Origin of the sequence: Streptomyces pyxinicus (genome assembly GCF_024753135.1) — a bacterium.
Classification (GTDB): domain Bacteria; phylum Actinomycetota; class Actinomycetes; order Streptomycetales; family Streptomycetaceae; genus Streptomyces; species Streptomyces pyxinicus.
This window is the reverse complement of the sequence record NZ_JANUGP010000002.1, coordinates 445,087-471,982: the sequence shown is the minus strand read 5'-3', so window position 1 is coordinate 471,982 and position 26,896 is coordinate 445,087. Positions and strand designations below refer to the sequence as shown.

General features: G+C 70.6%; 25 protein-coding genes and 1 pseudogene. 9 read left to right on the top strand and 17 right to left on the bottom strand.

What is annotated here, in order from left to right:
• The first annotated feature begins 46 nt into the window (after positions 1-46).
• Positions 47-2,422, top strand: a pseudogene (locus NX794_RS04715) (DUF4158 domain-containing protein).
• A 19-nt stretch (positions 2,423-2,441) separates the two neighbouring features.
• On the opposite strand, the gene NX794_RS04710 reads toward NX794_RS04715, so the two are convergent.
• Positions 2,442-4,070 carry a CocE/NonD family hydrolase gene (locus NX794_RS04710; RefSeq protein WP_258776981.1) on the bottom strand — a complete coding sequence of 543 codons (1,629 nt, stop codon included), beginning with the start codon at positions 4,068-4,070 and terminating at the stop codon, positions 2,442-2,444.
• Positions 4,071-4,247: 177 nt separating this feature from the next.
• Here NX794_RS04710 and NX794_RS04705 point away from each other — a divergent pair, with 177 nt between their 5' ends.
• Both NX794_RS04705 and NX794_RS04700 read left to right on the top strand, forming a co-directional pair.
• A complete protein-coding gene (locus NX794_RS04705) occupies positions 4,248-4,964 on the top strand; it encodes a TetR/AcrR family transcriptional regulator C-terminal domain-containing protein (RefSeq protein WP_258776865.1) in 717 nt (238 codons plus the stop codon).
• A gap of 41 nt (positions 4,965-5,005) precedes the next feature.
• A complete protein-coding gene (locus NX794_RS04700; RefSeq protein WP_428985849.1) occupies positions 5,006-5,890 on the top strand; it encodes a recombinase family protein in 885 nt (294 codons plus the stop codon).
• A 68-nt stretch (positions 5,891-5,958) separates the two neighbouring features.
• On the opposite strand, the gene NX794_RS04695 is transcribed toward NX794_RS04700, so the two are convergent.
• On the bottom strand, positions 5,959-6,381 hold the full coding sequence (locus NX794_RS04695) for a hypothetical protein (protein ID WP_258776863.1): 423 nt from the start codon (positions 6,379-6,381) through the stop codon (positions 5,959-5,961).
• Between the two features lie 70 nt (positions 6,382-6,451).
• On the opposite strand from NX794_RS04695, the gene NX794_RS04690 reads away from it, so the two are divergent.
• Positions 6,452-7,075: a TetR/AcrR family transcriptional regulator gene (locus tag NX794_RS04690; RefSeq protein WP_258776862.1), complete on the top strand. Its 624-nt coding sequence runs from the start codon at positions 6,452-6,454 to the stop codon at positions 7,073-7,075.
• Positions 7,076-7,082: 7 nt separating this feature from the next.
• Here NX794_RS04690 and NX794_RS04685 read toward each other — a convergent pair whose 3' ends face one another.
• From NX794_RS04685 to NX794_RS04635, 11 genes are all read right to left on the bottom strand, one after another.
• Positions 7,083-7,976, bottom strand: coding sequence for a hypothetical protein (locus tag NX794_RS04685; protein WP_258776861.1), 894 nt, complete (start codon positions 7,974-7,976; stop codon positions 7,083-7,085).
• Positions 7,977-8,028: 52 nt separating this feature from the next.
• Entirely contained in the window at positions 8,029-8,931 is a 903-nt protein-coding gene (locus NX794_RS04680) for a TniB family NTP-binding protein (protein ID WP_258776860.1), read from the bottom strand.
• Between the two features lie 134 nt (positions 8,932-9,065).
• A complete protein-coding gene (locus tag NX794_RS04675; protein ID WP_258776858.1) occupies positions 9,066-11,171 on the bottom strand; it encodes a Mu transposase C-terminal domain-containing protein in 2,106 nt (701 codons plus the stop codon).
• Entirely contained in the window at positions 11,137-11,802 is a 666-nt protein-coding gene (locus NX794_RS04670; protein ID WP_258776857.1) for a TnsA-like heteromeric transposase endonuclease subunit, read from the bottom strand. The genes NX794_RS04675 and NX794_RS04670 overlap by 35 nt, the downstream gene beginning before the upstream one ends.
• Before the next feature lie 487 nt (positions 11,803-12,289).
• The gene (locus NX794_RS04665; protein WP_258776856.1) at positions 12,290-13,369 is read right to left on the bottom strand and encodes a MerR family transcriptional regulator; all 1,080 of its coding nucleotides are present in this window, start codon (positions 13,367-13,369) and stop codon (positions 12,290-12,292) included.
• A gap of 170 nt (positions 13,370-13,539) precedes the next feature.
• Positions 13,540-14,238, bottom strand: coding sequence for a hypothetical protein (locus NX794_RS04660; RefSeq protein ID WP_258776855.1), 699 nt, complete (start codon positions 14,236-14,238; stop codon positions 13,540-13,542).
• A 203-nt stretch (positions 14,239-14,441) separates the two neighbouring features.
• Entirely contained in the window at positions 14,442-15,332 is an 891-nt protein-coding gene (locus NX794_RS04655) for a TniB family NTP-binding protein (RefSeq protein WP_258776854.1), read from the bottom strand.
• A gap of 18 nt (positions 15,333-15,350) precedes the next feature.
• The gene (locus tag NX794_RS04650) at positions 15,351-15,497 is read right to left on the bottom strand and encodes a hypothetical protein (RefSeq protein WP_258776853.1); all 147 of its coding nucleotides are present in this window, start codon (positions 15,495-15,497) and stop codon (positions 15,351-15,353) included.
• A complete protein-coding gene (locus NX794_RS04645) occupies positions 15,488-16,822 on the bottom strand; it encodes a Mu transposase C-terminal domain-containing protein (protein WP_258776852.1) in 1,335 nt (444 codons plus the stop codon). The genes NX794_RS04650 and NX794_RS04645 overlap by 10 nt, the downstream gene beginning before the upstream one ends.
• A complete protein-coding gene (locus tag NX794_RS04640) occupies positions 16,807-17,574 on the bottom strand; it encodes a hypothetical protein (RefSeq protein ID WP_258776851.1) in 768 nt (255 codons plus the stop codon). The genes NX794_RS04645 and NX794_RS04640 overlap by 16 nt, the downstream gene beginning before the upstream one ends.
• A complete protein-coding gene (locus NX794_RS04635; RefSeq protein WP_428985853.1) occupies positions 17,540-18,322 on the bottom strand; it encodes a TnsA-like heteromeric transposase endonuclease subunit in 783 nt (260 codons plus the stop codon). Before NX794_RS04635 ends, NX794_RS04640 begins: the two co-directional genes overlap by 35 nt.
• A 260-nt stretch (positions 18,323-18,582) precedes the next feature.
• On the opposite strand from NX794_RS04635, the gene NX794_RS04630 reads away from it, so the two are divergent.
• The 3 genes from NX794_RS04630 (at position 18,583) to NX794_RS04620 (ending at position 20,176) form a co-directional block, all read left to right on the top strand.
• A complete protein-coding gene (locus NX794_RS04630; RefSeq protein ID WP_258776849.1) occupies positions 18,583-19,041 on the top strand; it encodes a helix-turn-helix domain-containing protein in 459 nt (152 codons plus the stop codon).
• A gap of 98 nt (positions 19,042-19,139) precedes the next feature.
• A complete protein-coding gene (locus NX794_RS04625) occupies positions 19,140-19,727 on the top strand; it encodes a hypothetical protein (RefSeq protein WP_258776848.1) in 588 nt (195 codons plus the stop codon).
• A 104-nt stretch (positions 19,728-19,831) separates the two neighbouring features.
• On the top strand, positions 19,832-20,176 hold the full coding sequence (locus NX794_RS04620; RefSeq protein ID WP_258776847.1) for a DUF2516 family protein: 345 nt from the start codon (positions 19,832-19,834) through the stop codon (positions 20,174-20,176).
• A 31-nt stretch (positions 20,177-20,207) separates the two neighbouring features.
• Here the strand turns inward: NX794_RS04620 and NX794_RS04615 are convergent, their stop codons facing one another.
• The 3 genes from NX794_RS04615 to NX794_RS04605 form a co-directional block, all read right to left on the bottom strand.
• Positions 20,208-21,500 (bottom strand): PP2C family protein-serine/threonine phosphatase, encoded by a 1,293-nt coding sequence (locus tag NX794_RS04615; protein ID WP_258776846.1) that lies wholly within the window; start codon positions 21,498-21,500, stop codon positions 20,208-20,210.
• 360 nt (positions 21,501-21,860) lie between these two features.
• The gene (locus NX794_RS04610; protein ID WP_258776845.1) at positions 21,861-22,958 is read right to left on the bottom strand and encodes a C40 family peptidase; all 1,098 of its coding nucleotides are present in this window, start codon (positions 22,956-22,958) and stop codon (positions 21,861-21,863) included.
• Positions 22,959-23,265: 307 nt separating this feature from the next.
• Entirely contained in the window at positions 23,266-24,078 is an 813-nt protein-coding gene (locus NX794_RS04605; RefSeq protein WP_258776844.1) for a class I SAM-dependent methyltransferase, read from the bottom strand.
• A 240-nt stretch (positions 24,079-24,318) separates the two neighbouring features.
• Here NX794_RS04605 and mshA point away from each other — a divergent pair, with 240 nt between their 5' ends.
• Together mshA and NX794_RS04595 are read left to right on the top strand one after the other, a co-directional pair.
• A complete protein-coding gene (mshA, locus tag NX794_RS04600) occupies positions 24,319-25,656 on the top strand; it encodes a D-inositol-3-phosphate glycosyltransferase (RefSeq protein WP_258776843.1) in 1,338 nt (445 codons plus the stop codon).
• Positions 25,649-26,158, top strand: coding sequence for a type III secretion system chaperone family protein (locus tag NX794_RS04595; protein WP_258776842.1), 510 nt, complete (start codon positions 25,649-25,651; stop codon positions 26,156-26,158). Before mshA ends, NX794_RS04595 begins: the two co-directional genes overlap by 8 nt.
• Positions 26,159-26,179: 21 nt before the next feature.
• Here the strand turns inward: NX794_RS04595 and NX794_RS04590 are convergent, their stop codons facing one another.
• Positions 26,180-26,782 carry a hypothetical protein gene (locus tag NX794_RS04590; protein ID WP_258776841.1) on the bottom strand — a complete coding sequence of 201 codons (603 nt, stop codon included), beginning with the start codon at positions 26,780-26,782 and terminating at the stop codon, positions 26,180-26,182.
• Positions 26,783-26,896 lie beyond the last annotated feature (114 nt).

The window sequence follows — 26,896 nt, the reverse complement described above, 5'->3', positions numbered from 1 at the left end:
ACCGAAAGATCCGCGCTCGCTCGTGGCGGGTGGCTACGTCCGCCGCATGCCAGTCGAATTTCTGACCGATGAGCAGGCCGAGGCGTACGGAAGGTTCTCCGGGGAGCCGACACGGCCCGAATTGGAGCGGTTCTTCTTCCTGGACGACGTGGACCGGGGCCTGATCGCGCTGCGGCGTACGAAGCACCACCAACTCGGGTTCGCGCTACAGATGTGCACGGTGCGGTATGTGGGGCTGTTCCTGGGCGAGGACCCCTTGGATGTGCCGTGGTCGGTGGTCGAGCATCTGGCCGGACAGCTGGGCATCGAGGACGCGTCGTGCGTGAAGCGGTACACGGAGCGGCGGCAGACGGTGTACGACCACGCGTGGGAGATACGTGACGCGTACGGCTATCACGCGTACGAGGACCATGAGATGGGCTGGGAGTTCCGGGCGTTCCTGCATGGGCGGGCGTGGACGGCGCATGCGGAGGGGCCGAAGGCTCTGTTCGACCACGCGGTGGGCTGGCTGCGCCGGAACCGGGTGCTGCTGCCGGGTGTGTCAGTGCTGGCTCGGGAGGTGGCGGAGGTCCGCCGTATCGCGGAGAACCGGCTGCACACCACGGTCGCGAAGGCCGCCCGGCGGGCGAACCTGTCGTTGGCGGGGGACTTGGTGGCGCTGCTGAAGACGCCGGAGGGCAAGAGGTACTCGTACCTGAAGCAGCTGCGCCAGCCGCCGACGCGGACCATGGGCACCGCGATGAGGAACGCGCTCCAACGGGTGGATGAGATCGCCGCGTACCGGCTGGGGCGGGTGAAGCTGAACAAGGTCCCGCCGAACCGGCTGGCCTCTTTGGCCCGGTACGGGCTGGGAACGAAGGCGGCGAAGCTGGAGTGGACCTCGGAGCCGAAGCGCACGGCGATGCTCACCGCGGTGATGCGGCATCTGGAGGCCAAGGCGATCGACGACGCGCTGGACCTGTTCGAGATCCTGATGGCGACAAGGCTGATCAGCACCTCGAAGCGGGCCACGGACAAGGAACGCCTGTCCACGCTCCCGCAGCTGGAGAAGGCTGCCAGGATCACGGCCAGGCTCTCGAAGGTGGTCATCGAGGAGCTGGAGCTGCTGGAGGAGACCGGCTGCGATCCAGATCGGGCCGCGTTGTGGCGGGCGCTGGAGGAGATCGCGCCACGGGCCGTGCTGTCCAGTGCGGCGGCCACGGTGGTGAGCCTGGTCCCGGAGGATGACGACTCGGCGGAGATCGCCATGCGCAACGCCCTGGCGCTGGGCTACAACACCGTCAAGCCGTTTCTGACCCTGCTGGGCGAGCCTCGGCGCTGGGGGCTGCGACCGGGGGCAAGCGGGTGCTGGCGGGGGTGAGGCGGCTGCCCGCCCTGGCGAGGCGCCGGGTGAGCGAGAAGCCGCTACTGCCGCGGGAGATCGACGACAAGCTGGTGCCGCCGGTGTGGCGCAAGGCGGTGTACGCGAACGCCGAGCTGCCGGAGGGGGCGGTGGACCGCGACGCGTACGTGGTGTGCGTGCTGGAGCAGCTCTTCCGCGCCCTGAAGCGCCGGGATATCTTCGCCTCCCCCTCACACCGCTGGTCCGACCCGCGCGTCCGCCTGCTGGACGGCAAGGAGTGGGAGGCCGTACGTGACGACGTCCTGGCGGGGTTGAGCCTGGATGCGGACGCCGAGCAGCACCTGAAGGACCTGGTCGCCGTGCTGGACGCCGCGTGGAAGCAGATGGCCGAACGCCTGGAGGAGGCCGGCGACGACGCGAAGATCAGCATCGAAGTACAGCCCAACGGGCCGGCGAAGCTGAACGTGGAGAAGCTCCACGCGCTCGGTGAGCCGAAGTCACTGCACTGGCTGCGCAAGCGGGTCGAGAAGATACTCCCGAAGGTCGACCTGCCGGACCTGCTGTTCGAGGTGCACGCCTGGACCGGCTTTCTGGATGCCTTCGTGCACCTGGGCGACGGCAAGACCCGGATGAAGGACCTCGCGACCTCGGTGGTGGCCCTGCTTGTGAGAGAGAGCTGCAACATCGGGATGACCCCGGTCATCAGCCCGAACATCGAGGCGCTGACCCGCTCCCGCCTGGTCCACGCTCGCCCGCGACATCTGCCACGGCAAGAAGGGCACCATCCACCAGGCGTACCGGGACGGGATGGAAGATCAGCTGGGCTCGTTGGATCTCGTCTTGAACGCCGTGGTCCTCTGGACGACACGGTACATCGACGCCGCGGTCGCCCAGCTCCGTGCTGAGGGCCACGAGATCCGCGACGAAGACGTGGCCCGGCTGTCCCCGCTCAAGCACAGGAATCTCAACGTGCTGGGCCGCTACAGCTTCACCGCCTCCACCCCGGCCGCCGGGTCCCTGCGCCCGCTGCGCGACCCGGACGCGGTCGGCCTGGACGACGAAGACGGGGCCGATCAGTGAGCCCGCCGGGTCCGGCTCGTCAGCTGTTCCCCGTGGGGCTGAGCCCGGGACTGCGGGCAAGCGTCGCAAGCATCAGCGCTGAGTCCGCATGGAGCGTGATGCGCACCGGTGTGAAGATGGTGGCGTCCACCGGCGACTCCCCGGTGCCGGGATTGCGGGCGTAGCGCGGATGGGCGCCTCCGCTGATCTGCCAGCGTATGCGGTGACCGACGGCGAAGCGGTGGGCGGTGGAACTCATCGGCACGGTGATGTGCGAGGGCGCCTGTTCGGCTGTCCGAAGCCGGCCCAGCCCGTCGCAGATGTTGACGGAGCGGCCTTGTGTGTCCACGTCGCACAGGCGGGTGAAGACATCGGCGTGGCCGGTGTCCGTGGAGATGCTCAACCGCGCGGAGACCGGGCCGAGGATGTCCACGGGCTCGGTCAGCGGGGGGCCGGTGAACGTCAGTACGTCGTCCCGAATCTCCAGGGTTCTGTTGTCGCGAGGACCGGCCGTACGGGAGAGCAGCGGACCGCCAAGAGAGGGGGTGGGGTCGCCCGGGTCGTAGCGGAACGACGTCAGTGGTGCGGATTCCGTGGGAGCCTGCTGGGTGAGGTGCCCCTGCGCGGTGGGAAACCACGGGCTGACGGCCGTGGCCGGCGGCCAGTCGTCGACGTCCCGCCAATCGTCTTCGCCGCCGACGTGCACGCGCACCCTGGTGGGACGGAGGCCGGAGGGGTCGGCGTACAGGTGCGCGCGCAGCCAGGCGAGGCTCTCGGCGAACACCTCGGGCCACCCCTGCTGCAGCGCAGACGTATGGGTCCAGGGGCCGACGAGCAAGGCGGTCTCGCAGCCGGCCTCACGTAGTCGGCGGTACTGCTCGAAGGTCTGGTCGCCCAGCGCATCGTGCCATCCGGTGATCAAACTGGTCGGCACATTCAGCCGCTCCGCCACCGCTGCCAACGACGCACCTTGCCAGTACGCGTCCTTGGCATCCGGGTGCGACATCACGTCGTCCAGCCAGGGCACATCGCTCCCGAGGGCGGACACGTACGCCCCGCGCAGCGGCTGCGCGGTGATGACATCGCGCAGGCGCCGCTGCAGGCGCAGCGTCGCCCTCAGAAACGCTGCCATCCCCTGGTGCTGATACGTCATGCCGACGCCGACGGCGAGGGCATTCTCCAGGCGGAGTGCACCCTGTGCGTGGAACAGGGCGTGAGGATCGTGCAGCCCCACCTGCACCACCATCGCCTTCAGCTCCGGCGGCGGGTCCACGGCGAGAGCCCACTGCACGTAGCCCAGGTAACTGGGGCCGACGGTCCCCAGTGTTCCGTTGAACCAGCTCTGCTCGCGCAGCCAGGACACCGTGGCCTGGCCGTCAGCGACTTCGTTGCGCCACAGATCGAACTCACCGCCGGAGCCACCAGTGCCGCGACAGCTCTGCAGCACCACGTGAAAGCCCTGTTCGGCGAAGAGCACGCCGTACATGGGAGACCACGGCAGGCCCCTGCCGTACGGCGAGCGCACCAAGAGGGTGGGGAAGTCGCCCTCGGCGCGCGGGAAGTAGTGGTCCGTGATCAGCGGGCTGCCGTCGGCGGCCGGCACCGGCAGCCCCGGCTCCCACCCGACATCGTGCCGTTTGGCCGGGAGGCCGCGCCAGGTCGCCCTCATCATCCGTGAGGCCAGTGGCGGTTTACCGGAAGGCGGTGCCCAGGCCGGCTTCGGCGCAGGACCGTGCGTGCGTGATGCCATCGTTCCCCTCCTCGATATCCGTACGATGTACGAGAATAGAGGATGCTTGGATGAAGCCCGCAAGGGCCGCCTCGATCAAGGGAGGGAGCGCGGACCATGCCCCGTGAAGGAGGAGCCGACACCCCAGGCGTCGACCCTGAGCAGCTCTGGCTGAGCTCCGCCCAGCCCCGCAGGGGTCGCAAGCCCGCCTACAGCCGAGAGGCGATCACGGCGGCAGCCGTCGCCCTGGCGGATGCGGAGGGGCTCGAAGCAGTCACCATGCGGAAAGTCGCCGCACAGGTCGGAGCCGGCGCCATGTCGCTCTACAGCTACGCCCCCGACAAGGAGACGCTGCTGGAACTGATGGTCGACCACGTCAGCGGCGAACTGCCGACCACGAACACCCCCACCGGCGACTGGCGCGCCGACCTGAAGGCCATCGCTCACCTCCAGCGCACCCACATGCTGCGACACCCCTGGCTGCCCGCCGCTCTGGCCGCCCGCCGCATCCCCGGCCCCAACACCCTGGCCTTCCTGGAACGAGCGCTCGCCGTCCTGCGGCCCACCAAGCTGGACGGTGCGGCGAAGCTGGAGGTCTTCGCCCAACTCACCGCATTCGTGGCCGGGCACGTCGCCCATGAGATTGCGCGGACCGCCGCCTCGCAGTCCCCCGACCGAGCCGCAGCCGAAGCCCGCTACCTCGCGGCTGTCGCCGCGGACGGCCGTCACCCTGAACTCGCCGAAGCCCTCGCCGCTCCCGGACGCCCCCTCACGCCCGAAGCCACCTTCACCCGGTTCCTCAACCGCCTGATCGACGGCCTCGACACCGACTGATCCCGCTCCGCCGCACCGTGCCCGTTCTCACACATGGCCAAATGAGAAGCCGCCGCCACAACCCCGGACAGTGTCCGGTTCATCCGGCCTCCAGGGCCGCCATCGAGCGCCACGCGTGCCCCACCTGTGAGGTCCCGGCCGGGTCAGCATGCCGCACCGGCGCGGGGAAGACCGCGGCGAAGTACCACACCCGCCGCCTCCAGCTCGTGCCCCGCGTCGCCGAGGAACTCCACGTCCTCACCCCGCCCGACCGAGGCCCTGGCAGACGCTGGGGGCTTGGCCCCGAACCCGACGGGGTCGAGCCCACCGAGCCCGCACCGCTCGCGGCGGGGATCACAGCGGTCCGCATCGGCTACGCGCGCTGCTCGACGGCCACCCAGGAACTCCAGCCCCAGCTCGACGCGCGGGAGCCGGTCTGCTTCGAGGCGTTCCACGAGAAGGTCTCCACCCGTGTCAAGGTCTGGCCCGAGTACGAGAAGGCCGTCGCGATGGCCCGCCGCTTCAAACGGCTGCATCCAGAAGTCCAGGTCATCCTGACCGTCCACGAGTTCCGCCGTCTCGGCCGCGGCACCGATCTCCTCGTGACCGTCGAGGACCTGCGCAAGGCCGGCATCGCCCCGGAGTTCCTGAGCGGCCCCATCACCGGCCTGTACGACCCCGGCGACCGGCACGGCCAGGGCGCCATCCTCTTCGGCGTCCTCGCCGCCCTGTCCGGCGCCGAACGCACCTACACCCGGGAGAAGACCCTGGAAGGCCAGGAATCCGCCCGCAAACGCGGCCGCACCGGCGCTCGACCACCCTCCCTCGACGCCGACCAGATCGAGTACGCCCTCACCCTGCGCGCCAAGGACACCCCTATGAAGGAGATCCAGCAGAAGACCGTCATCACCCGGGGCGAGCAGAGTGTCCGTTCTCGCTCAAGGTGAGGCAGAGTGAGTGCTTGACCTGGGGTGTCTCAGTTTGAGCGAGAACGGGGGCGGGCTGGCCGTCTCGCTCAATCCGAGGTGTCGGGCTGAGTGCCGGAGGTCATCTGTGTAGGTGCAGCGGCGATTAGCAGTGCGGCGAACGCGATGGGGGCGGCTGTCTGATACCCCATCCAGACTTCGCCCCCGGCAGTGCTGCCCTGCCGCGCCATCAGGAGGCCGGCCAGGGCTGTTAGCACCCAGCCGCTGTCGTAGGCAATCATGAGCCGCGTGTAGGTGCGCATCGACCGGCTGCGCGAGTATCTGATTTCGATGCCGCCGCCGATCAGCAGGGCCACGCCTGAGACGACCATCAGCCAGGTCGGCGTGCCGAGTAACCGGCCGAGCGGGGCGGCGCCGGCGATGTAGACAGCGGCGAGCAGCACTTTGAAGGCGCCATCGGCGATGGCCCCCACCGTCTGGCGGGTCACCCGCGATGCCACGACCTGGGCCATGAGCGTCCTCCTCAAAGCTCGTCCTGTGCCGGTTCCGTAACGAGATTACGGTAATAATCAAACTATGAGAATGACGAGAGCGGAGGCCAGGGAACGCAACCGCCGCGCCTTGCTGGACGCCGCGTTCCAGGTCGTTTCCCGGGACGGATACCGGGCCAAGCTCGAAGAGATCGCCGAACGCGCCGACCTGACCACTGGCGCCATCTACTCACTGTTCGGAAGCAAGGACGGCCTGGTGGTCGCCCTGGTCGCCGACTACCTGCGGCCGTACTACGAGGAGATCGAGCAGGCGATTCCCGCTGGACTTGACCTGCTGGAAGCAGTCGATGCCTTCGCCCGGTACTACCGGCGCAGTTGTGACGCCCCGGACGCGCTGTCTGGCCTGTCCCTCCAGGTCACCTTGCTGGATATGGCCCTGCATGACCCAGAGCTTGGATCGCAGCTCGCCACGTCCATCCGGGCGCAGGAGAGCCATCTGATCGCGCTGTTCACGGGAAGGTCGCACAACGGAAGCGTCGTGACGTCGGAACAGGCGCAACGCCTGACCACTGCGCTCAGGGCCCTGTTCGTCGGTCTCGGCCAGGGCGTCCCGCTCGGTCTTGCCCCGGGTGCCGACGAGCAGTACTTCGCCGACGTTGCCCGCGCTCTGGCATCCGGGATGTCCCTCATCGATCACGATGAAGACGCCTCGTGATGGGCAGTCAGGATGAGGTTTCCTCTGGTTCACCGTCGTGAGTCAGATCTGCGACGACTTCCACCAGGCCGACAAGTCCGTTGCGGAGCCATGGCAGTGTGATGCCTCGGGGGCGGTGGTCCAGGTGGAAGACTTGTTCGGCCTCGATCTGGGTGGTGCCGGTGAGGTGCGCGGCTTTGCGTTCGGTCTTCGGCCGCTGTGCCAGGGAGATGATCATTTTCGTGAACCTGGCGACCTGGGGGTAGTTGGCGGCCCGGTGGAAGCGCTGCGATCGGATGAGGTCGAAGCGGTCCGGGAGGGTCTTGGAGTCGGGCCGGTAGATGCGCGCGAGCACGGAGTCCCGGTCGCCGTGCACGAGCGCTCGTCGGTCGATCTCTCTCCAGAAGCGTTCGCAGTGGCGGTAGGTGGTTCCCAGGGCGAATGTCCCGTGCCGGCGTTCCAGCCGGTCGAGGCGGCGCTGGGCGCGGACGACTTCAGGAGCGTGGGAGAGGTCGATCTGCTCGAAGACGTTCGCGCGACCGCAGCTGAGCCAGCGCCGGTGACGGATGCAGACGTTGTCGTGAAGCCCGCGAAGGTAGACCTGGATGGGCTGGCCGTTGTTGCCGGAGCGCTCGCTGCAGAGATCACAGGCGGCGCGCGTGTTGAAGATGAAGACTTCGGGCGGCGCGACGACGTCCGGTGCGTGCCGCCGCAGCTCGGGAAGCGCCCAGAGCAGGGTCGTGCGGGGCTGCCCGCTGAGTACTTCCAGCCGTTCGAGTTCGTTGAGCGGGCACTGGAGCCAGCGTGAGGGGTTGCGCATGGTGCGGAACTCGGTCTGGTTCGCGGCGGCGAGGCGGTGGCGGTAGGAGTCGAGGGTCTCGTTCGCGAACGGAGTGACCGGGTGCGGCAGCGGACGCAGCATAGTCGGGACGAAGGGCAGCGAGGTGACCGGAGCGGCCCTCGGCGTCGGCCGTTCATCCGGCTGCCCTGCCGCGCCGGGCTTCTCCCCGGAACGCCCTTTCACTGGCGTGGTCGACGTGGATGGTGTCGAGCTGGCGGCGGGTGACGCGTTCGCTGCCGTCAAGGATCGCGGAGATCGCGGCGGCCCGGATCAGGTGGGAGAGGCTTCCGGTCATGCCTCCGGTGCGCTGGTGGAGGTAGGGGTGCAGGTCGGCGAGGGTCTCTGCCTTGTGCTGGTGGAGCCGGAGCGTGGCCTCCATCGTCGCCACCAGACCCTCCCACTCGGAGTTGAGCGGGAACGGCCCGGTGTGCAGGAGCGTGCACCGGCCGGCGATCTGGTCACCTCGGATTCCGGTGAACAGCCCGGAGTGTTCGACGTCGATCCCCGCATAGATGAAAGTCGCGGGCAGGTGCTCGGTGAAGTACTTGAGATGGTCCGAGAGCTCCTCGCCGGCGCTGGTGGCCAGGTTCATCAGATGGATCTTGTCGACCAGGACCAGGTCGGTGCGGGCTTCGATGAGGACCTGGCAGACGGCGCTGGTGATGTCGACGGTGTTGTGCCGGGACGGGATCACCGGCAGGCCGAGGAACCGGGCGAACTCGATGGCGAGCTTGCGTGGCGATCCCTTGGGCGGCGCCGTGACGTAGACGACCGGGACCCGCCTGGTGTCCGGGTAGCGCTGCCGGGCGCGCAGCTCGTGCAGCCTGCCGAGCTGCCGAAGGGCGGTGGTCTTGCCGGTGGTCCGTTCACCCGAGATGATCAGGCCCCGCCGGGCCCCGTGCTCCCGGCGGTTCAGCAGGGTCAGCAGCCTTCCCTGGTGGGCGACTTCCTTGACCGTGGACGTCCGCACGACTTGCAGTTCGGAGTGGTAGTCGATGCGCCGCTCGTTGTAGGAGTTGCGGACCCGGTCACCCATCACCTCCCAGCTTCGCGCGGAGGCAAGCCGGAAAGTGGTGATGTCCTTGTCGACGAAGTGCCGCCAGCCCGCCAGGGTTGTGGGCGGTTCGATGCGTCACTCGTCGGTGGGTGTCACGCCGTCGTCTGAAGGGTTCACCACCATCGCTTCGCCTCCTTGCGGGCGTCGAAGATGCCCAGCGGCACCACCTTTGCCAACTCCTCGGTCTTCTCAGCCTCTTCGGAGTCGTGAGCCGTTTCGTCCGGCGGCGGCCCCCCGTCTCCGGGCGGTTCGGGCCGGGGCCGGGCTGCGGTGCTGGTGGCCCGGGTGCGGGCCACGGCCTTGCGGTCGCGCCGCTCGTCCGCCCGGTTCTTTCTCTTCTGCCGTCGGGCGGGGCGGTCGCCGGGGCCGTCAGTCGCCCGGTCCAGGAGTTCGGCCGCGGCGCGGGCGACGGCTTCCTCGTCCGGCTTGCGCTGTTCGCGTTCGGCCAGCACCTGGTGGGCACGGTCGAAGATCAGCTCACCCATGGGGACGAGAGAGGTGCGCAGGTGGCGCCATATCGCGGTGATCCAGCCGCCTTCGCGGTGGTTGCGTACCCAGACGCGGGAGATGTCGTAGGGGTCGTAGTGGACCTCCCAGAGCCTGCCGTCCGGACCGGCGCCGGAGGGCTGGCGCCGGTAGGGGCCGAGCGCTCGGGCGTCGTAGGTGCGGTTGTTGATCCTCACCCTGCCGGGGCCGATGACCCGCCGCTCGCGGGGCATGAGCTGGATGTATTCCTCCTGGGCCAGGGCGACCGGCACGTATCCGGCCGCCGCGACCAGCGCGGCGTACTTCTCGTTCGGGCTCAGCGGACGGTCCGGCATCAGCGGGTCCTGCAGACCGTCGTGCGGTCTCGTCTGCCAGACGGCGACGGCCCACTCCTGTAAGAGTTCCTGGAGTTCGTGGATGGACCAGGCCGCTTGCGCGGCAGGGTCCTTGCCCCGCATCTCGGCGTTGCGGCCGGCCACGTACTGGGCGAACATCGTCGAGACCGAGCCCAGCGTCCGCTCGATGTGCGGTTTGTCGGTAGGGGTATCGGGGTGCGCGGGCTGGAACGAGATCCCCAAGTGACAGCAGGCGTTGCGGAAGTTGTCCGAGATGTATGCCTTCCCCCGGTCGCTGACCACCGTCTCCGGGACGATCACCGGCTTCGCGGCGGCTTGGGCCAGCCGCTCGTCCAGCGGCAGCAGCGAGGCGTAGGGCAGCACCGACCGGGACATGCGCAGCGCGTCCGACCAGCCCGGCCGTACCGGTTCCGGCGTCATCGCCCGTGCCAGCAGCAGCGCGGCGTCGACCGCCTTCGTCGACGGCCTCAGCACCACTGCCGCGAGCGTCCTGGTCGCCAGGTCCACCAGCCCGGTCAGTTCGCAGCGGTCCACCGTCCCGTCGTCGTGGACGACCAGCACGTCCAGCGGTGTGGAGTCGATCTCCATCACCTCGCCCGGACGTGCTGCGGCCAGCTGCCCGAACATCCGCTTCGGCTGCTTGCCCAGCGAGCGGCGGGTGCGGGCCGAGCCCAGCAGATGCCGTCCCGTCGAGACCGCCTGAAGCAGCCGGTAGAACGCGGCCCGCGACGGCATCGCCAACCTCCCGGAGCCAAGCTCGTCCGCGAGCAGGCGTTCGACCTGGCGTCGCAGTACCTGCGCGGACACGGTCGCCTCATCGGTCCGGCTGCTGACGACCTTCTCGATCGCCGCCACGACCCGCGGATCGGCCCGGCCCGTCCCCGTGGCTGGCTTGACCAGCCGCCGGTCCACCAGCCCCGCCACTCCCTCGCGCTCAAAACGGGCGCGCAGCCGCTGGAGCGTGCTCAAGGCCACGTCCTCGCCAGCCTCCCGGAGTTCGGTGACCTTGGCCAGCTCCCGCTGGCGCACCGAGTGCACGTCCGGGTCGTACTCGGCCCTCACCGGAGTGCCGGGATCAGCATCCGGGCGGCCGGTCATCAGCTCGGTCAGGTGCCGCTGCCACCACCTCACCCGTTCCGCTTCCTCCTCGGGCAGTCCTTCCAGCACCCCTTCTTCCGGCAGTAGCGGGCGGGACAGAGCTGTACCGAGCACGGCGAATCCCTCGGAGGCCAGCAGATGGCCCAGCAGCACGACGCTCGCGGCCTGGGCATCGTCGACCAGCCGCACCGCCGTCCCGTGCAGAGCGACGACGCTGTGCTCACGGCCTTCGTAGCGGACCCGGTCACCCAGCGACAGAAGCCGCGGACGCGTCGGCATCGCCCTCCACCTCCCTCGCCGCGACGGGTGCCGGATGCACCACTGTCGCCGCCGACAACCGCTCGCTCACCGGATCCACGGCCAGCTCCCGGTGCCAGAGAAGGTGGAAGAGCACCGGCAGTACGGCGATCGGATCTCCGACCGCCCGGGCCCCGGCAAGCAAGCCCTGCGGCTGGGTGAACGCCGCCCGCAGACACTTCGCCACCGGTTCACGCCCTACCCGCGGATGCCGGTATCCCGAAAGCCAGCGCAGATTCGCTGCCTGCACTGGATCGATCACCCCGACCCGCTCGTAACCCCAGCCGACCCGGGCGCAGGCCACGGCCGTGGCCGCGAACTTCGCCGCGTCCTCCGGCTCGACCAGCTCATCCGGACGCACGTCCAGCACTACCGCCCTGCCGTCCCGACGGCGTACGAAATAGTCCGGCGTGTGCCTGATCCGCCGACGTCCGCCGCTGTACCGCCACGACAGCCGAAACGGCGGGGAAGCCACCCCGACCACCTCCGGGTCAGCATCCAGCCGCATCAGGTGGCTCAGCTCCGCCCACGACTCGTAACCCACCAATTCGGCGCTGGTCGCAGCCCAGTACCAGCCGGGGAAATTGCGCTGCCCCCGGTACGACGGAAACACCCGAACCTATCCGACAGCCTCGAAGCACACAGGCCACACCACCTCAAGCGGCCCACCTTGTGACTCGCCCCGGCTGTCGACGTACTCCAGCCAGAAACACCTGCCTCCACCAGCCACTCCCACTCGGCGCGCTGACCAGCCGTAACGACCGTAGAAGGCAGAGCGAATCGCTGCCTCAGGTTGGCCGAGACACCGCACGTGTCCTGTCCTAGATATCTGTGGGCAGGGGGAGGCTCTGACCTGCGGTGCCTACGGTTGAGCGGGACAGGTTGGCGGTCGGTGTCCCGCTCAACCGTAGGCAACGTGATGGTTCACCCGCGGAGCCAAGCCAGCAGGCGTCGTGGAGTCGGTCGCCATGTGTCGGCCGGCATGGATCGGGGAGCCGATTTGGCTTTCCTGACTTGTTGGGCGAGTCGGTATTCGTCCGCCTCGCGGATGAGTTCGTGAGAACGGATCTGGTGCAACTCGAAGTGCATGCCGCTCGCTCCTACTGCTGGAGCTCCATGACGTCGGCGACCACGCAGCTGACGTTGTCGGGGCCGCCGGAGCCGTTGGCGAGGGCGATGAGTTCGCGGACCGCCTGCTCGGGTTCACTGATCTCGGAGAGCACCCGGTGGATCTCTTCGGTCGGCACGACGGTCGACAGGCCGTCGGAGCAGAGCAGGTAGCGGTCTTCCCGCTGGGCGTCGTGCAGACGCATGTCGGGGGTGCCATCGGCTCCTTGGCCCAGGGCTCGTAGCAACAGGGACCGCTTGGGGTGGGAGGCGGCTTCCTCCGGGGTGAGGCGTCCTTCGTCGACCATCGACTGCACCATGGTGTGATCGTGGGTGATCTGGAACAGCTCTCCGTCGCGCAGGAGGTAGACGCGGGAGTCGCCGATGTGGACGAGGGCCAGCTGTGAGCCGGTCCAGAGCATCGCGGTGAGTGTGGTGCCGGCCTCTTCGGGCGATGAGGCGGGTCCGGCGACGCCGTTGACGGCCTGTTTGGCCTGTTCGATGGCGTCCTCGAGGAGGTTGAGGAGATCGCCTGCCGGGATGCTGTCGGTTTCGAGGCGCTTGAGCGCGTCGACGGCGGCGGCACTTGCGGGGGCTCCTCCGCTGCCGAAGCCGTCGGCGACTGCGAGCAGGCGGGACCCTGCGTAGGCGGTGTCCTGGTTGCTCTCACGGGCAAGGCCCGTGTCGGAAAGAGCGGCGTAACGGATTCCCAGGGGCTTAGCAGTCGGAGACATAGCGGGGTCCTTCCAGGACAGATGGCCGATGAGGAAGGAAGCGAGGTCTCGCCGCGCGGCGGTGTCGGCCTCGACCTGGGCCCAGAACGCGCGGACCTCCCGGGCTGCCGGGCCTGCCTCCAGCGTGCAGACGTGCTGGATGCGGGCCAGGGGCATCCCCAGGCGCCGGAGCCAGGCGACCAGCCGGGCTTGCTCCAGCTGTTCCGGGGCGTAGAGACGGTAGCCGGTCACCGGGTCGACGCGAGCGGGAGTTAGCAGACCGAGCTCGTCGTAGAGACGCAGCGCCTTCGGTGACAGCCGGGATGCCTTCGCGAACGTCCCGATAGTCAGCAACCCCATGCCCGCTCTCCTCCTCATGCCGAGCATGTCGCCCGGCCTCACCGATGCTGTGGCCTCCCCCAAGGTGAAGGTCAACCAGAGTCCTGCTCCGGCTCGGTCAGATGGTCTCCCACGCGCTCGTCGGCTGAGTGATCAGTCAAGGACGCCGGCCGTCGGTGGGCATCGATGCCTCACCGGGCCGTGGACGCGGTTGCGCCTCTTGAAGGGTTCAGGAGGCCTTCGATCTGTCTGGCTGTGGCCTCGATGGTGGTGCTGAGCCACGTGCGACTGGTGCCCCGCAGGGGCGTCTGCAACGGGAAGCGGCGGTGGAATTCGGCGAGGGCCTGAGCGACGACGAGAAGGTCGTCATTAAGGACCGCTCGTCTCCAATGGGCCGATGCGAACAGGCCGATCAGCGTGACGCGTTCGGGGTATCCAGCTGCGATCCGCCAGGGGGCCGTCCTGTCCGGTGCAACCTCCGGTCCCTTGACCCGGGCCAGGTCGTGGAGGAGTTCGACACGGCGGTTGAGCCGGTAGTGGCGGTGGGCCAGGCCGCTCCAGAGCTTGCTGGTGGCTTCCTGGCAGGTGTCGGTAGCGGTTGGACCGTAGCGTCGTCGGAGCCGCCAGTATCGTCGTTGAGCGCGGATGACGTCGGGGGTTCGGGTTAGGTCGAGCTGCTGCTCGGGGGTGAAAACTTCTCGGCCGATCCAGAGGTTGTGGCGAGGACAGACCTCGTCATGGACGCAAGCCCAGACACGGACGGGAAGAGTCCATCCGGTGCGTGCGACGACGCAGCGGCGGCAGGCCCAGCGTTGAACGTGATCGTCCGGGATGGGGGGCCGGGCCGGGGGGAGACCTCCGGTGTAAAGGTCGGGGATCGTGAGGGCCAAGTGCTCACGGGACTGTCCGCTGAGGATGCAGAGAGCATCGGCGGTGGCCAGGCGGGATCTCAGCCAGCGTGACGGGGCCCATAGCCGGGCCAGAGGGACGCGGTTGGCTTGGGACAGCCGGTTCCAGTAGGACGACTCGCATTCGCCGGGAAACGGCGGCAGTTGGATGGGCAGAGGACGGACCAGGGCTGGGCGGAACATGTTCATCCTGTGCGGGGCAGAGACGAAGCGCGGCCCTGGCCGGTGGACTCGCTGCTGTGATCGATGCGGATGCTTTTGATCGTGGCCCGCGTGATGCACTCGCTCTGGTCGAGGATCGCGGAGATGGCCGCGGCCCGGATGAGGTGGGAGAGGCTTCCGATCATGCCGCCGGTGCGCTGGTGCAGGTATTTCGCCATCTTGACGGGGGTGTTCGGCTCGTGCCGGTGGAGACGGACGGTGTTCTCCATGGAGGCGATCAGGGACCGCCACTCGGCGTTGAGCGGGAAGGGACCGGTGCGGACCAGGACGCAGCGGCCGGCGAGCTGCTTGCCGCGGATGCCGGTGAACAGCCCGGACTGCTCGACGTTGATCCCGGCATAGACGAACGTCGCGGGCAGGTGCTCGGTGAAGTACTTCAGGTGGTCGGAGAGGTCTTCACCGGCGATGGTGGCGTGGTTGAGCAGGTGGATCTCGTCGACCAGGACCAGGTCCGTGCGGGCCTCGATGAGGACCTGGCAGACGGCGCTGGTGACGTCGATGGTGTTGTGCCTCGGGCCGATCAGGGGCAGGCCGAGAAACCGGGCGAATTCCATGGCGAGTTTGCGCGGGGAGCCCTTGGGCGGGGCGGTGATGTAGACGACCGGGATGCGGTCGCTGCCCGGGTAGCGCTGCCGGACGCGCAGTTCGTGCAGGCGGCCGAGCTGCTTGAGCGCGGTGGTCTTCCCGGTGGTCCATTCCCCGGAGACGATCAGTCCGCGGCGGGCGCCGTGCTCGCGCTGGTTGAGCAGGGTCAGCAGCCTCCCCTGGTGGGCGATGTCCTTGACCGTGGAGGTGCGCACGACCTGGAGTTCGGAGTGGTAGGCGATGCGGGCCTCGTCGTAGGCGTCGCGCATCGGCGGGCTCAGAGCCTGCTACTGCTGCTCGGGCAGCAGCTCGAAGACGGCCGGGTCTTCTTCGACGAACCGGCGCCAGCCCTCCAGCCGGGTGGACGGGTCCGCGCGGTCCTCGCCGCTCTCCGACACGTCCTCCCCGCCCGGGTCCGGCATGTTCACCACCACCGTTCGGCCTCCTTGCGTGCGTCGAAGATCTCCAGCGGGATCACGTCGGCGAGTTCGTCCTCGTCCGGCTCCACTGGTTCGGCGGCGGGCTCGCCGGCCGGTTCACCTGGCCGGGGCCACGACGGCTCGGCGGTGGCCCGGGTCCGGGCGGCGACCTTGCGGTCCCGGCCGGTGCGGCGCGACGTGCGGGACGGTTTCGCGGGCTTGTCCTCCGGGCCGTCGGCGGCGCGGTCCAGCAGCGCGGTGGCGGCCTGGGCGATCTCCTCCTCGGTGGCCGGGTTCGTGCCGCGCTGGGCCAGGATGCGGCGGGCGTGGTCCCAGGCGAGTTCGCCCATCGGCGTCGGTGCGGTGCGAAGGTGCCGCCAGATGGCGGTGATCCAGCCGCCGTCACGGTGGTTGCGTACCCAGACGCGGGAGATGTCGTAGGGGTCGTAGTGGACCTCCCAGCTCCGCCCGTCCGGGCCGGCTCCGGACGGCTGGCGGCGGAGCGGGTTCAACTCCGCGCTGTCGTAGGTGCGGTGGCCCACACGGATGCCGTAGGAGTTGATCCTCCTCCGGCAGCGGGGGAGCAGCTCGATGTACTCCTGCGGGCTCAGCGCGACCGGGACATGCCCGGCCGCCGCGACCAGGGCGGCGTACTTCTCGTTCGGAGTCAGCGCCTTGCCGGGCATCAGCGGGTCCCGCAGCCCGTCGTGCGGCCGGTTCTGCCAGTGGACGATCCACTCCTGCAGCAGTTCCTGGAGCTGGTGGATCGTCCAGACCGCCTGCGCGGCCGGATCAGTGCCGCGGTGTTCGGTGCTGCGTCCCTTGTGGCCGGGAAGGTGCTGGACGAACAACGAGGCCACCGACTGAAGTGTCCGCTCGACATGGGGTTTGTCCGTCGGGGTGTCGGGATGAGCGGGCTGGAAGGAGACGCCCAGCGACTGGCAGGCCGAACGGAACGTGTCGGAGATGTAGGCCTTGCCCCGGTCGCAGACGATCGTCTCCGGCGTGATCACCGGGACGGCCGCCGCGCCGGCCAGCCGTTTGTCCAGCGCCTTGAGTGAAGCGTGCGGCAGCACCGACCGAGACATCCGCAGGGCGTCCGCCCAGCCGGGCCGCATCGGCTCCGGTGTCATCGCCCGCGCCAGCAGCAGGGCGGCGTCCACCGCCTTCGTCGACGGCCGCAGCACCGCCGCGGCCAGCGTGCGGGTGGCGATATCGACGATGCCCGTCAGCTCGACGGTGTCCACCGTGCCATCGTCGTGAACGACCAGCACGTCCAGCGGCGTGGAGTCGATCTCCATCACCTCACCCGGCCGGGCCGCGGTCAGCTGGCCGAACATGCCGTCCGGCTGCTTGGCCAGCGAGCGGCGGGTGCGGGCGCCGAGCCCAGCGTGTGACGGCCGGAACCGACCGACTTCAGCAGCCGGTAGAACGCTGTGCGCGACGGCAGCGGCACCACTCCGGCACCGTGCTCGGCCTCCAACAGGCGTTCCATCCGGCGCCGCAGCACCTGCGCGGAGACCGTGGACCGGTCCGTCTGCTCGTCCACGACCCTTTGCAAAGCCTCGACCACCCGCCGGTCGCTGCGGCCCGTGCCGTCCGAGGCGGCCCTCAGGCGCGGGTCGACCAGGCCCAGCACCCCCTCGTTCTCGAAGCGGCGGCGCATCCTCTGGATCAGCGCCAGCGACGTACTGTGCCCGGCCGCGGCCAGTTCGGCGGCCTTCGCCAGCTCGCGCTGCCGCAGCGACCTCACCGCCGGGTCGTACTCGGCCCGCACCGGCCCCTGCGGATCATCCAGCGGACGGCCCGTAAGCATCTCCACTAGGTGCCGCCGCCACCACTCGGCCCGCTCCACCGCCTTGGCCGGAAGCCCCTCCAGCACCCCGGCCGCCGGCACCACCGTCCGCACCGAGGCCGGTGTGACCACCTCGAAGCCCTCCGAGGACAGCAGATGGGCCAGCATCACCACGCTCGCCGACTGCCCTTCGTCGACCAGCCGGACAGCGGTCCCCTCCAGCGCGGCCACCGTGTGCAGGCGTCCGTCGAACCGGACCAGGTCACCCGCTCGCAACAGCCGAGGACGTGACGGCATCCTGGCCCCCTTCCCGCACAATGCCAAGCCGGGCCCGCGTGTCCGCCGACAACAGCCCGCCCTCCAGATCCACGGCCAGGACCCGGCGCCAGAGCAGGTGGAACAGCACCGGCAGCACCGCGATCTGATCACCCACCCGCAGGGCCCCGGCCAGCAACCCGCCGCCGTCGGTGAACACCTCCACCAGGCGGGCAGCGACCTGAGGGCGGTGCACTCGCGGATGCCGGTAGCCGGCCAGCCACCGCACGTTCGCCATCAGCACCGCATCCGGCGTCCCCACCCGCGCGAAGTCCCAGCCCACCGACCGACAGGCCGCCGCCGTCACGGCGAACTTCACCGCGTCCTCCGGCCCGACCCGCTCGTCCGTACGCACGTCCACCACCAAACCCGTGCCGTCGGCGCGGCGGACGAAGAAGTCCGGCGTATGCCGCACCCGCTTCCCGCCCGGCCCGGTCCACGACAGCCTGAACGGCTGCGAGGACATGCCCGCCACCAGCGGATCGAAGTCGAACAGCATCAAGTGGTCGCGCTCCAGCCACGGCTCATAGCCCACATGCCCGCCGCACGTCGCCGACCAGTACCAGCCGCACCAGTTCCCCTGCCCGCGAAACGCCGGGAACCGGCGCTCGGGCCGTACCGACTCGAACCGCACCGGCCACAGACGTCCCAAGGCTCCCCGCTCACGGATGCCAGCCGCGCTGACGTACTCCAGCTCGACGTCCTCCGCCGACACCCCGCACACATCCATCCGGGCCTCCGGTACGACGCCGACCAGCACCTTCGACCGTAGAAGCGCCGTGATCGCCGTACCTACACAAGACCGGAACTCTCCGGAAGTCGCCTACACATGACCGGGACGCAGCCGCACATGCCTACAGAAGAGCGGGACTGCCTACATATCGCAGAGACAGGACAGCACGCGCCGGTCTCACCCCGGCCGCCACCCCGCCGAAACTCTTGCAAGCGGCTTGCTTGCAATTGTTAGCGAGGGTGGGGCATGGTGGAGGCATGGCATCGCTCAACGTCGGCAATCTCGGTGAGTACCTGCGCGAGCAGCGCCGCAACGCGCAGTTGTCGCTGCGGCAGCTCGCCGACGCCGCCGGAGTCTCCAATCCGTACCTGAGCCAGATCGAGCGCGGGCTGCGCAAGCCCAGCGCGGAGGTGCTCCAGCAGGTCGCCAAGGCGCTGCGCATCTCTGCCGAGACGCTGTACGTCCGCGCCGGCATCCTCGACGCCGAGCGGGACCGGGACGAGGTGGAGACGCGTGCCGTCATCCTCGCCGACCCCTCGCTCAGCGAGCGGCAGAAGCAGGTGCTGCTCCAGATCTACGAGTCGTTCCGGAAAGAGAACGGATTCGGGAGCGGCGAGCCCGTCGCCGACGAGGATGACGAGGACGGTTACCACAGCGAGTACGGGTTCGAGGCGGGCGGCGACGGCGATGCCGGTCCGCGGATGACGGCCGGGTGACGCCGGACCAGGGCTTACGGCCGTCACACCGCGGACGCACCACCTCGACCGAAGACCGAAGACCGAACGCGAATCGTGAATCCGGGAGGACTCTCACCATGGCCATCACCGACGACCTGCGCAAGACCCTCAGCGACCCCAAGCCGCTCTACTTCGCCGCCGGCACCGCCGACTTCGCGATCCAGCAGGCCCGCAAGGTGCCCGGCCTGGTCGAGCAGCTGCGTGCCGAGGCCCCCGCCCGGATCGAGGCCGTGCGCAACACCGACCCGAAGGCCGTGCAGGAGCGGGCCGCGGGCCGGGCCAAGGAGGCGCAGGAGACCCTTCAGACCAAGGTCAACGAGTTCATCGGGAGCCTCGACCTCGACCTGAAGAAGCTCGGCGAGAACGCCCAGGACCTCGCCCTGCGCGGTGTCGGCGTCGCCGCCGAGTACGCCGTCAAGGCCCGCGAGGCCTACGAGAAGGTCGCCGAGCAGGGCGAGCAGGCCGTGAAGACCTGGCGCGGCGAGGCCGCCGAGGAGATCGAGGACCTGGCCATCGCCGTCGAGGGCAAGGCCGAGCCGGCCGCCGCCAAGCCGGAGCCCACGGCCGAGCCCGTCGCGGTCAGGCCGGAGCCGGCCGCCAAGAAGTCCCCGACCCCGCGCAAGACCACCACCACGGCGAGGAAGACCACCCCGCCGGCGAAGTGAGCACGGCCGACCAGGCGGATACGGACCGGGCACCTCCGGGGTGTCCGGTCCGTTCTATGGGTACGGTGGGCGCGTAGGGATCGGGAGACACGGGCGGTGGCAGCATGCTGATGTTGGGCTTCGCGGGGTTCATGGGCATCTTGAAGATCGTCCTCATGGCCCTCGCCGCGTTCGGGCTGTTCGACGCGGCCTTCCGGCGCGAGGACGCCTTCCGGGCGGCCGACAAGCAGAACAAGGTCTTCTGGCTGATCATCCTCGCCATCGCGCTCGTGGTCAGCTACCTGTTCTCGATCCTCTCCATCCTGCCCGTCGCCGGCGCGGTCGCGAGCATCGTCTACATCGTCGACGTCCGCCCCGCCCTGCGCCAGGTCTCCGGCGGCAACGGCTGGAACCGCGGCCGGGGCAGCAGCAGCGACGGCCCCTACGGCCCCTACAACGGCGGCCGCTAGCTCCCTCGGCCCCCACCCCCCCAGGCAGGGTCTACGGCGTGCGGTCCAGCAGGACCACCGCCACGTCGTCCGTCAGCTCGCCGCCGTTGAGGTCCCGGACCTCGTGCACGGCGGCGCGCAGCAGCTCCTCGCCGCGCAGGCCCTCGGCGAGCTGGCGGCGAATCATCTCCACCATGCCGTCCTGCCCCAGCCGATCCCCGTCCGCGCCGACCCGGCCCTCGATCAGCCCGTCGGTGTAGAGCATCAGGCTCCACTCACGGCCCAGCTCCACCTGCATCCGCGGCCAGCGGGCGCCGGGCAGCAGGCCGAGGGCGGGGCCGTTGTTGTCGTACGGCAGCAGGCCCGCGGGCCGGCCCGGCCGGGCGACCAGCGGGGCCGGGTGACCGGCCAGGCACAGGCCCGCCCGGCGGCCGTCGGGGGCTATGTCGACCGTGCACAGCGTCGCGAAGATCTCCTCGTCGGCGCGCTCGTGCTCCAGGACCTGCTGGAGCGTGTTCAGCAGCTCGTCCCCGCACAGCCCGGCCAGGGTCAGCGCCCGCCAGGCGATGCGCAGCTCCACGCCGAGCGCGGCCTCGTCCGGGCCGTGGCCGCAGACGTCGCCGATCATGGCGTGCACGGTGCCGTCGGGGGTGCGTACGGCGTCGTAGAAGTCACCGCCGAGCAGTGCCCGGGAGCGGCCGGGGCGGTAGCGGGCGGCGAACCGTAGCGCGGAGCCCTCCAGCAGGGGCGTGGGCAGCAGCCCGCGCTCCAGGCGGCGGTTCTCCTGCGCGCGCAGCCGGCCTTCGGCGAGCCGCCGCTCGGCGCCCTCGGAGCGCTTGCGCTCCACCGCGTACCGGATGGCGCGGCTGAGCAGCCGGCCGTCCAGCTCGTCCCGGAAGAGGTAGTCCTGGGCGCCCACGCGTACGGCCTCGGCGCCGCGCTCGGCGTCGGCGGAGGCGGTCAGCGCGAGCACGGCGTGCCGGGGCGCGAGCTGGAGGACGTGCCGCAGCACGGCCAGCTCGTCGTCGGTGTCGCCGCGGCCCGGGGCGGGCAGCGCCAGGTCCAGCAGGATGCAGTGGACGTCGTCGGTGAGCAGCCGCCCGGCCTCGGTGAGGTTGCGGGCGGTGCGCACCCGGATCGGCTTGCCGGCCGCGTCGAACATCTCGGGCACGACCGGCGAGCCCGCCGGATCGTCCTCGATCAGCAGCAGGGTGAGAGTGGCGCCGGCGGACGTGGTGTCGCGGTGGGCCTCTTCCTTGAGGGGGCCGCCGGTCAGCGGGGCGGCCTGCGCCTGACCACTCTCCACGGCCGGGATCGCTCTCTGCCGCGGTACGGGTACGGGCATCGTCTGGGTTCCTTCCCTCCCCCCGAGGGCACGGCGGCGTCGAGGGTCTCGACCCACCGACGGGTGACCCTAGCGGCATTGCCCGCCCCGATGGAATGGTGTGAGCCGCGTCGCTCCCGCGCAGGCCGCTGTCATATGCCGCGTTCTATACCGCAGTTGGACAGGCCGACGGCCGGTCGGGGATGACGAAGCTCACGTCAGGGCCGAGTTGGCGTGCGGTGGGTCACATGACCCGCGTCACCGGGCGGCGGCCCGGCCCCCGGGCACCCTGCACCGGCTCGTCCGGGCACTCTGAACCGGCCCGCCCGGACCCCCTCCACCGGCCCGCCCGGCCCCCCCTCCACCAGCACTCCGGGCGCCTCACGCGTCCGGTCGTACGACGCCCAGGATCGGCATGGAACCGGCGCCCGCGACCGTCACCGTACGGCCGGGACGCGGGGCGTGGATGATCGTGCCGTCGCCTATGTACAGCGCGACGTGGCTGGCGTCGTCGAAGTAGATGACCAGGTCACCGGGGCGCATGTCGGCCATGTCGACGTGCTTGAGCTGCTTCCACTGCTCCTGGGAGGTGCGCGGCACCGGATGGCCGGCCGCCGCCCAGGCCTGGGAGGTGAGCCCCGAGCAGTCGAAGGAGTCGGGGCCATCGGCACCCCATACGTACGGCTTGCCGAGCTGGGCGGTGGCGTACGCCACGGCCTTCTTGCCCTCGGCCGACGCCTCGCCCTTGACGTCCTTCAGGACGCCGGTGTCCAGCCAGGCGGTCTGCGCCTTGCGGGCGGCGGCCTCCTCCAGCTTGGCGAGCCGCTCCTTCTCCTTCTTCTCCAGCCGCGATTCCAGCTTCTCGGCGGCGTCGATCCGCTCCTCGATCTTCTTCTTGGCGGCGGCCTTGGCCTTGCGGCCCGCCTCCAGCTTCTTCCACTGCTCGGCCGCGTCGTCGGCGTACTCCCGCAACTCGTCCTGGGTGCGGGACACTTCGCCGAGCAGCTTCTTCGTGGCGCGCTGGCCCTGGAGGACCAGGCCGGCGCCGTCCAGGAACTGTCCGGGGTCGTCGCTGAGCAGGAACTGCGCGGTGGGCGGCAGCCCGCCGGTGCGGTACTGGGACCGGGCGTCGGCACCCGCCTGGTTCTTGAGCCGCCTCAGCCGCTCCCGCCCCTCGGTGATCTTCTTGTCCAGCGCGTCGATCCGGGCGGACTGCGCCTTCGCCTTCTCCTCGGCCGCGTTGTAGGCGTCGGTGGCGACGGCCGCCTGGTGGTAGAGCGTGTCCAGCTGCTTGCGGACCTGCTCAAGCTCCTTGTTCGTCACCGGAGTCGGGGTGGGGGAGGGTGAGGGGGAAGGGGAGCCGGTCGCCGTCGGTCTGGGTTCCGGGGACGCGAACGCCGTACCGGGTACGGCGAGCACCGTCGCCGCGCAGACTACGGTCAGGGCGGCGGTGAGCAGACCTCGCTTGCCCGTACCCATACCTGTCCCCCCAACTGATTTACCGTCAGTAACTTATGGTCGTCTGAGGGATCGTGCCACGGCCGCGCCCAAAGTGACAGAGGGCGGCAGGCGCCGATGGACACCGCAGCCGCAGCCGCAGCCGCAGCCGCAGCCGCAGCCGCAGCCGCAGCCACAGCCGCGGTCACCGTCGTACGGACAGCCGCCGTCGCAGCCGCCGCCGTAAGCCCGATTCCCCCCGCCGACCCCCCTCCATGACGATCTCCTCGTCGATGTGACGAACGACGCGGCGAGATCGTTCCGCCGCCGCTTCCCCGAACGGGTGACATCAGGCGCGGGGCGCCAACGCCTCCCACGCCACCGTCACTTCGCCCTGCCGCCAGCGCGCCGGAGAGTCCGTCACCGGCCAGTCGGCGCCCAGGTCCCGCACCGCCCGGATCCAGCGCTGCCGGGCGCCGTAGGAGGCGTAGGGCGCGGCGGCGGCCCAGGCGCGGTCGAAGTCCGCCAGGAAGGCGTGCACGGGCTCGCCGGGGACGTTGCGGTGGATCAGCGCCTTCGGCAGCCGCTCGGCGAGGTCCGAGGGGCGCTCCAGGGAGCCCAGCCGGGTCGCGAAGGTGACCGTGCGCGGGCCCTCCGGACCGAGCGCCACCCACACGTGCCGGCGCCCGATCTCGTCGCACGTCCCCTCGACCAGCAGCCCCCCGCGCGAGACGCCGTCCGCCGGGGCCAGCCGCGCGCACAGCCGCTCCCAGACGGCGGCGACCTCGGTCTCGTCGTACTGGCGCAGCACGTTCGCCGCCCGCACCAGCAGCGGGCGCCCCGGCACCGGGATCTCGAAGCCGCCGTGCCGGAAGACCAGCCCGTCCCGCTCGTACGGCCGGGCCGCCGCCACCCGCTCCGGTTCGATCTCCACGCCGACCACCCGCGCGCGCGGGGCGACGGTACGCAGCCGGCCGAGCAGCTCGACGGCGGTCCAGGGGGCGGCGCCGTAGCCCAGGTCGATCGCCAGCGGGTCGGCGGCGCGCCGCAGCTCGGCGCCGTGCACGGCCGCGATCCAGCGGTCCATCCGGCGCAGCCGGTTGGGGTTGGTCGTCCCGCGCGTCACCGTTCCCACGGGGCGGGTCGTCGCGCGGGCTGCCATGGGTACGAGGGTATGCGGCGGTATGCGGTGCGCGGAGCCGCCTCTTCGCGGTGCCCGGCGCCGCCCCTTCCCGGCACCTCCTGCGGCGGCGGATCCGCTGCGCAGGGTTGAGCGAGTCCCGGTAATGATTGAGCAAAAGACCCCCGGAGGGAATGGCGACCCGCCCCGTCGCTGTTGTCCCCCCTCGGAGGGGTGAGCCGGCCCTCCGGCAGGCATGCCCGCAGCGAGGAGGAACGCCACGTGAGCCAGTACGTCAGCAGGCTCGGGCGGCGCTCCCCGTCGGCCCCCGCCCGGCTCCGGCTGCACCGCAGGCCCCGCCGGGTCGCCATGCTCTCCGTCCACACCTCACCGCTGCACCAGCCCGGCACCGGCGACGCGGGCGGCATGAACGTCTACATCGTGGAGCTGGCCCAGCGCCTCGCGGCGATCAACATCGAGGTCGAGATCTTCACCCGGGCCACCTCCGGGGGCCTGCCGCCCACCGTCGAGCTGGCACCCGGCGTCCTGGTCCGGCACGTGGACGCGGGCCCCTACGAGGGCCTGGCCAAGGAGGAGCTGCCCGCCCAGCTCTGCGCCTTCACGCACGGCGTGATGCAGGCCTGGGCCGGCCACCGCCCCGGCTACTACGACCTGGTCCACTCCCACTACTGGCTCTCCGGGCACGTCGGCTGGCTCGCCGCCCAGCGCTGGGGCGTCCCGCTGGTGCACGCCATGCACACCATGGCCAAGGTCAAGAACGCCAGCCTGGCCGACGGCGACACCCCCGAGCCCGCCGCCCGGGTCATCGGCGAGACCCAGATCGTCGCCGCCGCCGACCGGCTCATCGCCAACACCGCCGAGGAGGCCGGCGAGCTGTGCCGGTACTACGCGGCCGAGCCCGGCAAGGTCGCCGTCGTCCACCCCGGCGTGAACCTGGACCGGTTCCGCCCCGCCGACGGCCGTGCCGCCGCCCGCGCCCGCCTCGGCCTGCCCCAGGACGCCCTGATCCCGGTCTTCGCGGGCCGCATACAGCCCCTGAAGGCACCGGACATCCTGCTGCGCGCGGTGGCCGCCCTGCTGGACGAGCGGCCCGAGCTGCGCTCCCGTGTCCTCGTGCCGGTGGTCGGCGGCCCCAGCGGCAGCGGCCTCGCCAAGCCGGAGGGGCTGCAGAAGCTCGCCGCCCGGCTCGGCATCGCGGACGTCGTGCGGTTCCGGCCGCCGGTCGGCCAGGAGCAGCTCGCGGACTGGTTCCGGGCCGCGTCCGTCCTCGTCATGCCCTCCTACAGCGAGTCCTTCGGGCTGGTCGCCATCGAGGCGCAGGCAGCCGGCACCCCGGTGCTCGCGGCCTCGGTCGGCGGTCTGCCGGTGGCCGTGCGGCACGGTGAGACCGGCTTCCTGGTGGACGGCCACCGGCCCGCCGACTACGCGCGCGTGCTGGAACGCTTCGCCGACGAGCCGTCCCTGGCCGCGCGCATGGGGGAGGCCGCCGCCCGGCACGCCCGGTGCTTCGGCTGGGACGCCTCGGCCGCCGCCACCGCCGACGTCTACACGGCCGCGGCCCAGTCCCACCGCCGTCGCGTACGCTCGCCGCATGGCTGAAGTCGAGAAGACCGGGCAGGCCCCGGAGGTCCTGGAGGCCGTCTTCCAGGACGCCGAGCTGGAGTGGGAGAGCCCCGAACCCGGCCACTACGTGGTCAAGCTGCCGGGCACGCGCAAGCTGTCCACCACGGTCGCCTTCCTCGTCGGCCGCCACTCCCTCTCGCTCAACGCCTTCGTGATCCGCCACCCCGACGAGAACGAGTCCGGCGTCCACCGCTGGCTCCTGGAGCGCAACCTCAAGCTCTACGGCGTGAGTTACGCCGTCGACCGGCTCGGCGACGTCTACGTCAGCGCCCGCCTCCCGCTCGCCGCCGTCACCCCGGAGGAGGTCGACCGCATCCTCGGCCAGGTCCTGGAAGCGGCCGACGGCGCCTTCAACACCCTGCTGGAGCTGGGCTTCGCCACCTCGATCCGCAAGGAGTACGAGTGGCGGGTGGCCCGGGGCGAGTCGACGCGGAACCTGGACGCGTTCGCGCACCTGACCCGGCGCTCGGCCGACTGACCCCGGGCGGCCTCGGCCTCGTCAGGAGGGGTCGGGCGCCGGCGTCGTACCGCTCCGGTCGAGTTCGTCGGCGAAGGCCCGCAGGGCGTCGGCGAGTTCCTTCTTCGTCGGCAGCCGGTCGACCTTCTTGTCCAGCTCGGTGATGCGCCGGTTGATCTCGGCCAGGTCGCCGGCGGGGGTGGACGTCGGGGTCGGGGTAGGGGACGGGGTCGCACCACCGCTGGTGTCGCCGTCGCCGGAATCACCGCCGACGGTGCCGCCGCCGCTCCAGCCGCCACCGACAGTGGTGCCCCCGTCGACAGTGGTGCCCCCGTCGACGGCGGTGCCCCCGTCGCCGGAGCCGCCGTCCGTGCCTCCGCCGTCGGAGCCGTTGACCCCCACGGTTCCCCCGCTGTCGGAGGAGCCGGCCGAGTCCCCGTCCGGCGGGGCGGTGCTCGTGACGCCGTGCCGGGGACCGGAGTCGTCGCCGGAGGTCGCCGCCAGGGCCACGCCGACGCTCAGCGCCACCAGGGCCACCGCCCCCGCGACGGTGCTGGTGAGACGCCCGAGCGGCAGGGCACGGCCCTTGGCGACGGAGGGACCGCGGGATGCCTGCTCATCCTGTGTGTTCTCTATGTCGTCCATGCCGGGGACGCTAGCCCGCGCCGGCCGGCGGACGGAGGACTTCCGCACGACTCAGCGAGACTCCCGCGCGACTTCCTCGGGCCTCCCGCGCGGCTCTTCCCGCCCCGCCCGCCC

Coding starts and splice junctions, on each gene's coding strand:
- NX794_RS04635 (WP_428985853.1), bottom strand. CDS start 18,322: ATGGATGTGTGCGGGGTGTCGGCGGAGGACGTCGAGCTGGAGTACGTC.
- NX794_RS04695 (WP_258776863.1), bottom strand. CDS start 6,381: ATGGCCCAGGTCGTGGCATCGCGGGTGACCCGCCAGACGGTGGGGGCC.
- NX794_RS04665 (WP_258776856.1), bottom strand. CDS start 13,369: ATGGGGTTGCTGACTATCGGGACGTTCGCGAAGGCATCCCGGCTGTCA.
- NX794_RS04700 (WP_428985849.1), top strand. CDS start 5,006: ATGAGAAGCCGCCGCCACAACCCCGGACAGTGTCCGGTTCATCCGGCC.
- NX794_RS04705 (WP_258776865.1), top strand. CDS start 4,248: ATGCCCCGTGAAGGAGGAGCCGACACCCCAGGCGTCGACCCTGAGCAG.
- NX794_RS04640 (WP_258776851.1), bottom strand. CDS start 17,574: ATGCCGTCACGTCCTCGGCTGTTGCGAGCGGGTGACCTGGTCCGGTTC.
- NX794_RS04685 (WP_258776861.1), bottom strand. CDS start 7,976: ATGCTGCGTCCGCTGCCGCACCCGGTCACTCCGTTCGCGAACGAGACC.
- NX794_RS04655 (WP_258776854.1), bottom strand. CDS start 15,332: ATGCGCGACGCCTACGACGAGGCCCGCATCGCCTACCACTCCGAACTC.
- NX794_RS04675 (WP_258776858.1), bottom strand. CDS start 11,171: ATGCCGACGCGTCCGCGGCTTCTGTCGCTGGGTGACCGGGTCCGCTAC.
- NX794_RS04595 (WP_258776842.1), top strand. CDS start 25,649: ATGGCTGAAGTCGAGAAGACCGGGCAGGCCCCGGAGGTCCTGGAGGCC.
- NX794_RS04680 (WP_258776860.1), bottom strand. CDS start 8,931: ATGGGTGACCGGGTCCGCAACTCCTACAACGAGCGGCGCATCGACTAC.
- NX794_RS04690 (WP_258776862.1), top strand. CDS start 6,452: ATGACGAGAGCGGAGGCCAGGGAACGCAACCGCCGCGCCTTGCTGGAC.
- NX794_RS04645 (WP_258776852.1), bottom strand. CDS start 16,822: ATGTTCGGCCAGCTGACCGCGGCCCGGCCGGGTGAGGTGATGGAGATC.
- NX794_RS04615 (WP_258776846.1), bottom strand. CDS start 21,500: ATGCCCGTACCCGTACCGCGGCAGAGAGCGATCCCGGCCGTGGAGAGT.
- NX794_RS04710 (WP_258776981.1), bottom strand. CDS start 4,070: ATGAGGGCGACCTGGCGCGGCCTCCCGGCCAAACGGCACGATGTCGGG.
- NX794_RS04590 (WP_258776841.1), bottom strand. CDS start 26,782: ATGGACGACATAGAGAACACACAGGATGAGCAGGCATCCCGCGGTCCC.
- NX794_RS04630 (WP_258776849.1), top strand. CDS start 18,583: ATGGCATCGCTCAACGTCGGCAATCTCGGTGAGTACCTGCGCGAGCAG.
- NX794_RS04605 (WP_258776844.1), bottom strand. CDS start 24,078: ATGGCAGCCCGCGCGACGACCCGCCCCGTGGGAACGGTGACGCGCGGG.
- NX794_RS04610 (WP_258776845.1), bottom strand. CDS start 22,958: ATGGGTACGGGCAAGCGAGGTCTGCTCACCGCCGCCCTGACCGTAGTC.
- NX794_RS04625 (WP_258776848.1), top strand. CDS start 19,140: ATGGCCATCACCGACGACCTGCGCAAGACCCTCAGCGACCCCAAGCCG.
- NX794_RS04620 (WP_258776847.1), top strand. CDS start 19,832: ATGCTGATGTTGGGCTTCGCGGGGTTCATGGGCATCTTGAAGATCGTC.